The sequence below is a fragment of the Ruegeria sp. AA6 genome (assembly GCF_056542865.1).
On sequence record NZ_JBQGAN010000003.1, the window covers coordinates 184,766 to 196,803 of the forward strand.

The window sequence follows — 12,038 nt, forward strand, 5'->3', positions numbered from 1 at the left end:
GACGGTGACAGGGTTGGCTGCAAGTAACTCTCTGTCAAGGAAAGAAAAAGGCGACCCATTTGGGCCGCCCTTTCCTGATTTTGCGAGTGGTGGTTTTATTCCGCCGCGATGGCGTCTTCGATCTTTTCGACCCGGATCGCCGAGAACTTGAACTCAGGGATCTTGCCATAGGGATCGATGGCCGAGTTGGTCAGGATGTTCGCCGCCGCCTCGACATAGGCAAACGGAATGAACACCATGTCTTCGGCAATCGCCCGGTCGGCGCGGACCATGATCTCGATCGAGCCGCGACGCGTGGTCAGACGGATCATCTCACCCGGCTCGATCCCCATCAGCTTCAGCTTGCGAGGATTCATCGAACAGTTCGCCTCGGGCTCAACGGCGTCAAGAACGGTCGCCCGGCGGGTCATCGACCCTGTGTGCCAATGTTCAAGCTGACGCCCCGTAGTGGCGATCATGGGGTATTCATCATCCGGCGCTTCATCCGGCGGGATGACACTGGCCGGTGTGAACCGGGCACGGCCATCCGGGCGTGGGAAGCCATCGCCGAACACAATCGCCTGCCCCGGGTCTGTCTCGGACAGTGACGGATAGGTGATGGTCTCGGTCTCCAGACGCTCCCACGTGATGTTGTTGAGCGAGTTCATCGTCAACTTCATCTCGGCAAAGACCTGCGAGACATCGGTGTAATCCCAGTTCAGGCCGATGCGCTGCGCCAGTTCGACGGTGATCTTCCAGTCTTCGCGCGCCTCACCCGGAGGTGTCACAGCCGGGCGAACACGCTGTACCTGACGGTTGGTGTTCGACACGGTCCCGTTCTTTTCATACAGCGCCGAAGCAGGCAGGATGATGTCGGCATAATTCGCCGTCTCGGTCAGGAAGATATCCTGCACGATCATCAGCTCCAACTTAGCAAGAGCCTCGCGCGCGTGCCCAACATCGGGGTCGGACATGGCGGGGTTTTCACCCTGAATATACATACCCTTGATGTTGCCCGCATATGCCTGATCGATGATCTCGGTCACCGTCAGACCCTTCTCGTTCGAGAAGTCGCGCTCGTCGTTCCAAACATTGTTGAACTTGGCGCGGATATCGTCATCCATCACCGACTGATAGTCCGGCAGGAACATCGGGATCAGACCCGCATCCGAGGCACCTTGAACGTTGTTCTGACCGCGCAGCGGGTGCAGACCCGCGCCCGGTTTGCCAACGTTGCCGGTCATCAGAGCCAGCGAAATCAGGCAGCGTGAATTATCCGTGCCGTGGATGTGCTGGCTGACGCCCATACCCCAGAAGATCAGACCTGCTTTGGCCTGCGCAAAGGTGCGCGCGACACGACGCAACTGATCCGGTTCGATGCCACAGATCGGCGACATCGCCTCGGGCGTGAACTGGCTCAGATGCTCTTTCTCGGCCTCCCAGTTCTCGGTCCAGCGATGGATGTATTGGCTGTCATACAGTTCCTCTTCGACGATCACATTCATGATCGCGTTGAGCATCGAGACGTCAGCCCCCGGACGGAACTGCAGCATTTCATCAGCGAACTTGCGCATGCCAACGCCGCGCGGATCCATCACGATCAGCTTGCCGCCCCGCTTAGTGAACTGTTTGAAGTACGTGGCAGCCACCGGGTGGTTCTCGATCGGGTTGGCCCCGATGATGATCGCCACATCCGCGTTTTCAATCTCGTTGAACGTCGCGGTCACGGCACCCGAGCCCACGTTCTCGATCAGAGCAGCAACGGACGACGCGTGGCACAGGCGGGTGCAGTGGTCGACGTTGTTGTGCTTAAAGCCCTGACGGATGAACTTCTGGAACAGATAGGCTTCTTCGTTGGTGCATTTGGCCGAGCCAAAGCCAGCAACGCTGCGCGGGTCTTCGTCGCGCAGGGTTTTCAGCTTGGTGGCAGCCAGATCCATCGCCTCTTCCCACGTCGCTTCGCGGAAATGAGTCGACAGGTTGCCTGGATCGACGTTCAGACCCTTCTCCGGCGCGTCCTCACGCCGGATCAGCGGCTTGGTCAGGCGATGCGGGTGGTGGATGTAGTCAAAGCCGAACCGGCCTTTGACACACAAACGGCCTTCGTTGGCGGGGCCGTTGATGCCTTCGACATACTTGACCTTGCCGTCCTTGACCTTCAGCGAGACTTTACAGCCCACACCGCAGAACGGGCAGACGCTTTCGGTCTCAGAGTCATAGTCCTTGCTGTCACCTTTTTGCTGGTCGTCCAGCACGGTGGCGGGCATCAACGCGCCAGTCGGGCAGGCCTGAACGCATTCGCCACAGGCCACACAGGTCGACGCGCCCATCGGGTCGTTCTGGTCAAACACCACCTGCGCGGTGTGCCCGCGGCCAGCCATGCCGATCACGTCATTTACCTGCACATCGCGGCAAGCGCGGACGCAGAGGTTGCAGTTGATGCAGGCGTCCAGATTGACGCGCATCGCAACGTGGCTGTCATCCAGCAGCGGGATCTTCTCGGCTTCTTTCGCCGGGAAACGGCTGTCGCTGACATCGTTCAGCTTGGCCATATCCCAGAAGTGGCTGGAGGTGTCGTGCGCCTCTTCGGGCTGATCGGCCACCAGCAGTTCCATGACCATGGCGCGCGATTTCTCGGCACGGTCACTGTCGGTCTTGACGACCATACCGTCCGCCGCGGGACGAATGCACGAGGCGACCAGCGTGCGCTCGCCTTCCACCTCAACCATACAGGCGCGGCAGTTGCCGTCCGGGCGATATCCCGGCTGCGGCTTGTGGCACAGGTGAGGGATGGTGAACCCCTGCCCCTTGGCGGCTTCCCAGATGGTCCAGCCCTCGGGGACGGTGACATCTTCGCCGTTCAGGTTGAAGGTGACGGTCTTGTTTGGGCTTGCATCAAGCATGGCTCTGTCTCCCTCAGATTTCGTCAGCGAAATGTTTCATGACCAGGCGGATCGGGTTCGGAGCAGCCTGCCCCAGACCGCAAATCGAGGCGTCGCCCATGACCTGACACAGGTCTTCCAGCAGGTCCTGATCCCACTTGTCGGCCTGCATCAGCTTCACTGCCTTTTCGCAGCCAGCACGACAGGGCGTACACTGGCCGCAGCTTTCGTCCTCGAAGAACCGCAGCATGTTCAACGCCGCATCACGCGCGGTGTCCTGATCGGACAGAACCACAACCGCCGCAGACCCGATAAAGGTGCCATGCGGCTGCAACGTGTCGAAGTCCAGCGGGATATCGTCCATCGAAGCGGGCAGCAGACCCGAGGACGGACCACCCGGCTGATACGCCTTGAAGGTCTGCCCCTCGGCCATGCCCCCAGCCGCTTCGATCACATCCAGAATGGTCGAACCCGCAGGCAACAGGTAAACGCCCGGCTTCGCCACCCGGCCCGAGACCGAATAGCTGCGCAGGCCCTTGCGACCGTTCTTTTCGGTGCTGTTGAGGCATTCCGGCCCCTCGCGGCAAACCTTAGTGACCCAATAGAGCGTCTCGACATTGTGCACCAAGGTTGGGCGGTTAAAGACCCCAACCTGCGCCACGAACGGAGGACGGTGACGCGGCAGGCCCTTTTTACCCTCGATCGATTCAATCATCGCGGATTCTTCGCCGCAGATGTAAGCGCCAGCACCCCGGCGCAGGTCGATGTAGCCTTGCTCAACGATCCCCGCGTCTTCCAACGCGGCGATCTCACGGCGCAGAATTTCCAGAACCGCCGGGTATTCGTCGCGCATGTAGATGAAGCAGGTCTCGGCCTCGACGGCCCATGCTGCGATCAACATGCCTTCTAGGAAGACATGCGGCGTGCGTTCCAGATAGTAGCGGTCTTTGAACGTGCCGGGCTCGCCTTCGTCGCCGTTCACAGCCAGATAGCGCGGACCTTCGTTCACACGAACAAAGCCCCATTTCTTGCCGGACGGGAATCCAGCACCGCCCAGACCACGCAGGCCCGAGGACAGGACGTCTTCCTGCACCTTCTCCCAATCGCCACTGTCTCGCAGCTCTTTCAGCTTGGCGTAACCGCCGTTTGCCTCATAAGCGACAAAGGCTTCGTAGTCGGGCAGATGGGCGTGGGTGTCACCCGCAGCAATAGCGGCCTGCACCTTTTCGGGGGTCGCGTGGTCGATATGGTTATGCCCGATCTCAAGCACCGGAGCAGTGTCACAACGGCCCATGCAGGGCGCGCGAACTACGCGGACCTCTGCCGGGTTCAACCCATCTTCCAGCGCCTTTTGCAGTTGCTGAGCACCGGCCATTTCACAGGACAGAGAATCACAGACCCGGATTGTCAGCGCGGGCGGAGGTGTTTCGTCTTCTTTCACCACATCAAAGTGGGCATAGAAAGTCGCGGTTTCATAGATCTCGGCCTGACCAACACGCATCTCAACAGCCAAAGCGGCGATGTGATCGGCACTGATATGGCCGTGTGCGTCCTGAATCAAATGCAGGAATTCGATCAGCAGATCGCGGCGGCGCGGGCGGTCGCCCAACAGGCGCGCAATTTCGGCCTGTGCCTCATCCGTGAACTGACGGCCCTTGGGCGTGTGCCGCCCCTTGCCTTTACCTGACTTCCAGACGCCCTTTGGTGCGCCTGATGGCTTGGTGTCTAATGGTGCCATGATGCCCTCCGATTGAGGCTCCGTGTCTCATCAGACTAACATATCGTCAAATCTCTTATCGCAATTGCACGATAACGACAGCTTATCACCGCAAAGACGTCACAACGGCTCTTAATGCTTCGACTGTCGGCAATTCCGGATCGCGGGACAGAGTCGCCAGACAAATCGGCTTGCTGACAACAGGATCAACCAAAGGCAGCACTTTTGTCCCCTTCAAATCACCCAGCGCACGGACGAGAACCCGAGGGACCACCGTGGCGGCCAACCCTTCTCGCGCCATGACCATCGACGCCGTGAACCCGCTGGTTTCAGCCACAACATCCGGGTGCAGGCCCTGTTCGGCAAAAATCCGTTCCAGGATTCGTCGATTCTGCATCTGCGGCTCCAGCAAACTGAGCGGAAACTCTGCAACCCGCGACCATGGGATCGAGCCGGTCTCATCCGTCATATGCGACGGCACCAGCAGAACATAAGTTTCCTCGTACAAAGGCTGCACCTGCCGAAGGTCAGTCCCGATGCTATCGCCATAGGTGATCCCCGCGTCCAAACTACCTTCGTCCAACCTATGCTGAATGGCAGTGGCCGACATGGTTTCAATCCGCGTGATGATGCGGGGATGAGCGTCGCGAAGCCGTTTGGTCAGACGCCCGGTAAAAGCAATTGCTGTGGGTATCACGCCCAAAATCAGCGTGCCGGTGATCTCACCCTTCGCGGCCAGCACCTGCTGTTCCAGCGCCTTTGTGTCGTCGAGGATTCGCCGCGCCCGCTGGACGATCATTTCGCCCTCTTCGGTCAGGCCCTGAAAACGGTTGGCGCGGCGGACAATAGAGACGCCCAGCCGGTCCTCAAGATTGCGGATACGCATTGAGAAGGCAGGCTGCGAAATCCCGCATTCCTCGGCCGCCTTGGCAAAATGGCGGTGCCGTGCGAGGGCACTGAGCAATTGCAGGTCGCGGATTTCGATCATGCTCTGGGTTCTTCTTTCAGTCAGAAGCGCAGAATAGCGTGTTTACAGCCTCGTAAAAGTTATTGTTACGGTTCTATAAGCCGTAACTTACAAATTCCCCAGTTCAAACGAGCACGGTATCCTGTCTGCAGCCGGCATGATGAACGGAGGAGGTCAATGGCCAGTAAGTATAAAAACTTGGCCAGGCGCATTTGGGCACTGGCGATTGTTCTGACCTTTGCCGCAGGAGGAAATGTGATGGCACAAGAAACTGGAAATTCCACAGCAAAAAACCTCTCGCGGAAGGCCGTTGAAATGTGGGCAGCTGCGTCCACGATTGACGAGTCAATTTTCACCGAAGGTTACCAAAACCATCAGGCCCCCTTGGCTACCGGAGGCACTGGGAGCATCGATTTGGCCACCTGGGCCAGTATAGTCGCGGAAAACCACAAAGCCTTTCCCGATCTGAAGGTCGAGATTTTTGGACAGATCGCCGAGGGAGACCGCGTATCCACCCATTGGCGTTTCTATGGGACACAGAAAGGGGCCTACCTAGGTCAGCCCGCCTCTGGCGATGTCGTCAACTGGACCGGAGTCCAAATCGACCGGATCGCCGATGGAAAGATTGCTGAAAGCTGGGTCGTCTGGGACTACTTCACACTGCGGCACGAGCTCGGCCTGGGAAACTAGTGCCAAAACCCCGGTTGCGCCCGGCCTCAACTAAACCGGGCGCTCAAGCATTACTCAGGTATTAAACAGGAAGTGCATCACGTCGCCGTCCTTGACGACATAGCTCTTGCCTTCAGCCCGCATCTTGCCTGCCTCTTTCGCGCCCTGCTCACCATTGGCGGCGATATAGTCGTCATAGGCGATGGTCTCGGCGCGGATGAAACCCTTCTCGAAATCCCCGTGGATCACGCCAGCGGCCTGTGGTGCGGCGGTGCCGGTACGGATGGTCCAGGCGCGGGCCTCTTTCGGGCCGACGGTGAAATAGGTTTCCAGCTTGAGCAGGTCATAACCGGCACGGATCAGACGGTCGAGGCCGGGTTCTTCCAGTCCCATTTCCTCTAGGAACATCTGGGCCTCGTCCTCTTCCAGCAGGCTGATCTCTTCTTCGATCTTGGCGCTGATGATGACGTGGGAATTGCCCTGCGCGGCAGCCATTTCGGCCACTTTCGCGGAATATTCATTACCGTCGGCAGCTTCTTCCTCGGACACGTTGCAGACATAGAGCACGGGCTTGGTGGTCAGCAGTTGCAGCATCTTCCATGCCTTGGAGTCCTCGTCCGAAACCTCGACCAGACGCGCGGGTTTGCCGCTTTCCAGCATGGCTTGCGCCTCAGCCAGCAGGCGATCCTGCTGCTGCGCCTCTTTGTCGTTGCCTTTCAGCTTGCGCACCAGATTGGCGCGGCGCTTTTCGATGCTTTCCAGATCGGCCAGCATCAACTCGGTCTCGATGGTGTCGGCGTCGGCCACCGGGTCGACGCGGCCATCCACATGGGTCACGTCGCCATCTTCGAAACAGCGCAGTACATGAGCGATGGCGTCCGTTTCGCGAATGTTGGCCAGAAACTGGTTACCAAGCCCTTCACCTTTAGACGCCCCCTTCACCAGACCGGCGATGTCCACAAAGGTCATCCGTGTTGGAATGATCTGTTTCGAACTGGCAATCGCGGCCAGCTTGTCGAGCCGGTCATCGGGAACGGCCACGTCGCCTACATTCGGCTCAATAGTGCAAAACGGGAAATTCGCCGCCTGTGCGGCTGCAGTTTTGGTCAGCGCATTGAACAGGGTCGACTTGCCCACATTCGGCAGACCCACGATTCCCATTTTAAAGCCCATGATGGCCTCCTGAAGCGATACGACGGCGTCTTCTAGGCAGGTCCGGGGAAATGCGCAAGCCACACTGCTGTCAGGCCCATAAGTCCATTTTGCAACATCACGGAAATGTTCAACCTGCAAGAGCTTGCCCGAATTGAAACCCGCGCTTTAAGGTCAACACGTAGTACGTTGTGAACAAACACATTGTGAAGATCTAATATGAAGAACTCTGTCGCAGCCCTCGCGCTGATACTCATGGCCCCGACGGCACAAGCACAGTCACTTGTCTTTGGCGCAGGATATTCAGATTTTTCCGACAGCGCAGCCGACGATGAAGCTGTTTTTTCGCTGGAATACCAACACAGCCCGTTTCACGAAGCCACCCGCTTTTCTGCTACATGGGGAAGCGCTCTGACCGTTGACACAGCGGGCAACATTCACATCGGCATTGGCTTGATCGGCTTTCATACCTTTGCCGACCGATGGTTCCTTGAAGGTAGTGTCATGCCCGGATACTTTGCCGAGGGGGACGAATTGAACGACCTTGGCGGAGAGTTCCAAATCCGAAGCCTGTTGGGAGTAGGCTACACGCTTAACAACGGCAACAAACTTTCCGTTGCTATCACGCACAAATCCAACGCCAGCACGCAGGACGACAATCCGGGCGTGAATTCGGCTCTGCTTCGTTATCACTACGAGTTCTGATGCAATGTGACCCGTCGGGATTGATTTCCGGGCAAAGTTTCTGCACATCAGGTCTGACTCTGAATGCAAGGACTGCAGATGACCCGTATTGATGCCAAGTTCGCCGCCCTGAAAGCCGATGGAAAGAAGGCCTTTGTTGCTTATATCATGGCGGGCGACCCCGATTTCGACACCTCGCTTGAGGTCGTGAAAGGTTTGCCGGGCGCGGGCGTGGATGTAATCGAACTGGGCCTGCCCTTTACGGACCCCATGGCGGATGGCCCTACCATTCAGGCCGCCGGTCAACGCGCGTTGGATGGGGGTATGACGTTGCAGCGCACTCTGGATCTGGCGCGTGCGTTCCGTGAAACCGACGACACGACCCCGATTGTTCTGATGGGTTACTACAATCCGATCTACAGCCTAGGCGTTGATACATTTCTGGACGACGCCAAAGCTGCTGGCATCGACGGCTTGATCGTGGTCGACCTGCCCCCGGAAGAGGACGAGGAACTGTGCCTGCCAGCACAGGCCGCAGGTCTGAACTTCATCCGTCTGGCAACGCCAACAACCGACGACAAGCGCCTGCCGCGCGTTCTACAGAACACCTCGGGTTTCGTGTACTATGTCTCGATCACAGGCATCACTGGTGCAGCAGAGGCGCAAGCCACAAATGTCGGCCCTGAGGTGGCTCGGATCAAGTCCGCAACAGACCTGCCGGTGATTGTTGGCTTTGGCATCAACACGCCCGAGAAATCCAAGGCCATCGCCAGCGTTGCAGACGGTGCCGTGGTTGGTTCGGCCATTGTCAGCCAGATCGCTGCAGGCAAACCCGTGGTTGAGGTTTTGGACTTTGTGAAATCTCTGGCCGACGGCGCACACTCTGCCTGACGTTCCAAGCACAACGTTTTCCAACGAAACCGCAGCGCGCCCCTGGCATGCTGCGGTTTTTTTCATCCACGTTGCCAATTGCACCATTTGGAATACGTCAGTAGAACGATTTAACCCACTCAATAAAACGCTGCTTCATGCCCGTCATTACCACCATCGAAGACCTTCGACGCCTCTATGAACGCCGCGTGCCGCGGATGTTTTATGACTATGCAGAAAGCGGCAGCTGGACCGAACAGACTTTTCGTGAAAACAGCTCGGATTTCTCTGATATTCGCTTACGGCAACGGGTAGCAGTGGACATGGCCGGGCGCTCGACCGCTTCGCAGATGATCGGTGAAGATGTTGCAATGCCGGTTGCACTGGCCCCTGTCGGGCTGACGGGGATGCAGCATGCGGATGGAGAGATAAAGGCCGCAAAAGCTGCAGAAGAGTTTGGCGTGCCGTTCACCTTATCCACCATGTCGATCAATTCGATCGAAGACGTGGCCCAGAGCACGACCAAGCCCTTCTGGTTCCAACTTTATACGATGAAAGATCAGGACTATGTCAGCCGCCTGATCCAACGCGCAAAAGATGCAAAGTGTTCGGCCCTTGTGATCACGCTGGACCTGCAAATACTCGGGCAGCGGCACAAGGATCTGAAAAACGGTTTATCCGCACCACCAAAGTTAACCCCGAAAACCATCGCGAACCTGATGACCAAATGGGCCTGGGGCATAGAGATGCTCAACGCCAAGCGCCGCGAATTTGGCAACATCGTGGGTCATGTTGAAGGTATTTCGGACGCGTCTTCTCTGGGCGCGTGGACGGCTGAACAGTTTGATCCCAGCCTCGATTGGGCCAAAGTTGAAAAGCTGATGGAACAATGGGGCGGCAAAGTCATCCTAAAGGGTATTCTTGATGCCGAAGACGCCAAAATGGCCGCAAAACTGGGTGCCGACGCTATCATCGTCTCAAACCATGGTGGCCGCCAACTGGATGGTGCGCTCAGCTCTGTTCGCATGCTGCCGGAAATCATGGATGCGGTCGGAGGTGACATCGAAGTCCACATGGACAGTGGTATCCGGTCAGGTCAGGACGTCCTCAAGGCCGTCGCTCTGGGGGCCAAGGGCACCTATGTAGGTCGCGCATTTGTCTATGGGCTGGGTGCGATGGGCCAGAAAGGCGTGACTACCGCGCTGGAACTTATTCAGAAAGAACTGGACACGACTATGGCCCTGTGCGGTGAGAAAAGCGTCGGTGATCTGGGGCGGCATAACCTGCTGATCCCCGAAGACTTCGGTGGCCGCTGGCAGGGCTGACTACGCGGGATCAGGGCGCTCTGCCCCCGCCGCCCTTTGGGCGACTCCCCCGAGATATTTTTAGCCAGATGAAGCAAGGGATCCGTTATTCATCTGGCCCCAAATACCTCGGAGCGCGAGGCAGAGCCTCGCAAAAAATCATTGCGGCTAAAAACCCCTTTCCAAATCTAATGAATCAAGCTAAGGACGCGGCTTCACGCGGGCATACAGCCTTGGAGGATGCCCGCCCTAACATTTGGAGATATATCATGGCTGGTGAGATTCCTGATCTCGTAGCTCTGGAACGGACGGGGACAGGCAAGGGCGCCGCTCGTCAAGCACGCCGCGACGGCATGGTTCCGGGCATTGTTTTTGGTGGCGACAAAGAGCCGCTGCCGATCCAGATCCCGTTCAACGTCCTGTTCAAGCGCCTGAAAGCGGGCCGGTTCAAGTCGACCCTGTGGAACCTGAAGGTTGAAGGCCACGAAGACGTCCGCGTCATCTGCCGCGACGTTCAGCGTGACGTCGTCAAAGACCTGCCGACCCATCTGGATCTGATGCGCCTGCGTCGGACTACCAAGATCGCGCTGTTCATCCCGGTTGAGTTCATCAACGAAGAAGCGGCCCCCGGCATCAAGAAGGGCGGCGTTCTGACCGTTGTTCGTCCGGAAGTCGAACTGATGTGTACCGCCGGTGACATTCCTGAAAAGATCACTGTTGATCTGACCGGTCTGAACATCAACGACGTTGTGACTATTTCGGCTGTTGATCTGCCTGCGGGCACCAAGCCGACCATCGACCGTGACTTCGTGATCGCGAACATCTCGGCACCGACAGGCCTGTCGTCCAGCGACGACGAGGAAGAAGGCGAAGAAGTAGCCGCAGACGAAGTAGAAGTCGTCGGTCAGGAAGAAGCAGAAGAATAAGTCTGAATCTTCTTTTCGTATTTTGGAACGGGGCCTAGATTGGGCCCCGTTTTCTTTTGGTGCTACGGGCTGGAAAAGCAGTGGCATTCCGTGCCATCAACCACCAGCGCTGCACAAGGACGAGACTATGAAACTGTTTGTCGGATTGGGGAATCCGGGATCGAAATACGCCCGCAACCGGCACAACATCGGCTTTATGGCCGTGGACCGGATTGCCGACGACCACGGCTTTGGTCCTTGGAAATCCAAGTTTCAGGCCGAGATTGCCGAAGGGCGTCTGGGCGGTGAAAAAGTACTGCTGATTAAGCCGCAAACCTTTATGAACCGTTCCGGTCAGCCCGTGGGCGAGGCAATGCGGTTTTATAAGTTAGACTCGACCGACGTGACCATCTTTCACGACGAACTGGACCTCGCCCCCGGCAAGGTGCGCGTCAAGGCGGGCGGAGGGCACGCCGGACACAACGGGCTGCGTTCCATCCACGATCATATCAGCCCGGCCTATGATCGGGTGCGGCTGGGTATCGGCCATCCGGGACGGAAAGAGATGGTTTCACCCTACGTCCTTGGCGACTTTGCAAAGGCCGATGCCGATTGGCTGGATGACGTGCTGCGTGGCGTGTCAGACGGGGCAGGCTACCTGGCGGACGGAGACAGCGGCAAGTTCATGAACGCGGTCGCGCTGCGCACCGCCCCTCCTCGGTCTTCAAAATCACCGGCTGAGGCACCCAAAACCGCATCCAAGCCCGCGCCTGTTCCAGAAGTTGACGAGCGCACGGCCATGCAAAAGCTGTTGGATAAGTTCAAATAGAGCCCGTCACTATGCCGTAACGTCCCAATTGCACAATGGCGTTGCTCGCGCTCCTATGCGGCAGGAAGAGGGAGGCAGAC

10 protein-coding genes are annotated in these 12,038 nt (G+C 57.9%); 6 read left to right on the forward strand and 4 right to left on the reverse strand.

Annotated elements, in window-relative coordinates:
- Positions 1-95 precede the first annotated feature (95 nt).
- From fdhF to ACR0LN_RS06815, 3 genes are all read right to left on the reverse strand, one after another.
- Complete coding sequence (gene fdhF, locus ACR0LN_RS06805) at positions 96-2,882, reverse strand: formate dehydrogenase subunit alpha (RefSeq protein WP_480428585.1); 2,787 nt, start codon at positions 2,880-2,882, stop codon at positions 96-98.
- A 13-nt stretch (positions 2,883-2,895) separates the two neighbouring features.
- Positions 2,896-4,599, reverse strand: a complete 1,704-nt coding sequence (locus ACR0LN_RS06810) for an NAD(P)H-dependent oxidoreductase subunit E (protein ID WP_480428586.1) — start codon at positions 4,597-4,599, stop codon at positions 2,896-2,898.
- Positions 4,600-4,684: 85 nt separating this feature from the next.
- Positions 4,685-5,566, reverse strand: a complete 882-nt coding sequence (locus tag ACR0LN_RS06815; protein WP_480428587.1) for a LysR family transcriptional regulator — start codon at positions 5,564-5,566, stop codon at positions 4,685-4,687.
- 156 nt (positions 5,567-5,722) lie between these two features.
- On the opposite strand from ACR0LN_RS06815, the gene ACR0LN_RS06820 reads away from it, so the two are divergent.
- Positions 5,723-6,235, forward strand: coding sequence for an ester cyclase (locus ACR0LN_RS06820; protein WP_480428588.1), 513 nt, complete (start codon positions 5,723-5,725; stop codon positions 6,233-6,235).
- 54 nt (positions 6,236-6,289) lie between these two features.
- On the opposite strand, the gene ychF is transcribed toward ACR0LN_RS06820, so the two are convergent.
- Complete coding sequence (ychF, locus tag ACR0LN_RS06825; protein WP_480428589.1) at positions 6,290-7,387, reverse strand: redox-regulated ATPase YchF; 1,098 nt, start codon at positions 7,385-7,387, stop codon at positions 6,290-6,292.
- A gap of 198 nt (positions 7,388-7,585) precedes the next feature.
- Between ychF and ACR0LN_RS06830 the strand changes: the two genes are divergently transcribed.
- The 5 genes from ACR0LN_RS06830 to pth all read left to right on the forward strand — a co-directional run bounded on the left by ACR0LN_RS06830 (position 7,586) and on the right by pth (position 11,958).
- Complete coding sequence (locus ACR0LN_RS06830) at positions 7,586-8,071, forward strand: acyloxyacyl hydrolase (RefSeq protein WP_480428590.1); 486 nt, start codon at positions 7,586-7,588, stop codon at positions 8,069-8,071.
- A gap of 78 nt (positions 8,072-8,149) precedes the next feature.
- A complete protein-coding gene (gene trpA / locus ACR0LN_RS06835) occupies positions 8,150-8,941 on the forward strand; it encodes a tryptophan synthase subunit alpha (RefSeq protein ID WP_480428591.1) in 792 nt (263 codons plus the stop codon).
- A 137-nt stretch (positions 8,942-9,078) separates the two neighbouring features.
- Positions 9,079-10,245, forward strand: a complete 1,167-nt coding sequence (locus tag ACR0LN_RS06840; RefSeq protein WP_480428593.1) for an alpha-hydroxy acid oxidase — start codon at positions 9,079-9,081, stop codon at positions 10,243-10,245.
- A 248-nt stretch (positions 10,246-10,493) separates the two neighbouring features.
- Positions 10,494-11,150 (forward strand): 50S ribosomal protein L25/general stress protein Ctc, encoded by a 657-nt coding sequence (locus ACR0LN_RS06845; RefSeq protein ID WP_480428594.1) that lies wholly within the window; start codon positions 10,494-10,496, stop codon positions 11,148-11,150.
- Between the two features lie 127 nt (positions 11,151-11,277).
- Positions 11,278-11,958, forward strand: a complete 681-nt coding sequence (gene pth / locus ACR0LN_RS06850; protein ID WP_480428595.1) for an aminoacyl-tRNA hydrolase — start codon at positions 11,278-11,280, stop codon at positions 11,956-11,958.
- Positions 11,959-12,038: the final 80 nt, after the last annotated feature.

Bases quoted from the DNA above. Each gene is read 5' to 3' on its own strand.
- ACR0LN_RS06830 (WP_480428590.1), top strand. From the start codon at position 7,586: ATGAAGAACTCTGTCGCAGCCCTCGCGCTGATACTCATGGCCCCGACG.
- ACR0LN_RS06845 (WP_480428594.1), top strand. From the start codon at position 10,494: ATGGCTGGTGAGATTCCTGATCTCGTAGCTCTGGAACGGACGGGGACA.
- ACR0LN_RS06820 (WP_480428588.1), top strand. From the start codon at position 5,723: ATGGCCAGTAAGTATAAAAACTTGGCCAGGCGCATTTGGGCACTGGCG.
- trpA (WP_480428591.1), top strand. From the start codon at position 8,150: ATGACCCGTATTGATGCCAAGTTCGCCGCCCTGAAAGCCGATGGAAAG.
- ACR0LN_RS06815 (WP_480428587.1), bottom strand. From the start codon at position 5,566: ATGATCGAAATCCGCGACCTGCAATTGCTCAGTGCCCTCGCACGGCAC.
- ACR0LN_RS06840 (WP_480428593.1), top strand. From the start codon at position 9,079: ATGCCCGTCATTACCACCATCGAAGACCTTCGACGCCTCTATGAACGC.
- fdhF (WP_480428585.1), bottom strand. From the start codon at position 2,882: ATGCTTGATGCAAGCCCAAACAAGACCGTCACCTTCAACCTGAACGGC.
- pth (WP_480428595.1), top strand. From the start codon at position 11,278: ATGAAACTGTTTGTCGGATTGGGGAATCCGGGATCGAAATACGCCCGC.
- ychF (WP_480428589.1), bottom strand. From the start codon at position 7,387: ATGGGCTTTAAAATGGGAATCGTGGGTCTGCCGAATGTGGGCAAGTCG.
- ACR0LN_RS06810 (WP_480428586.1), bottom strand. From the start codon at position 4,599: ATGGCACCATTAGACACCAAGCCATCAGGCGCACCAAAGGGCGTCTGG.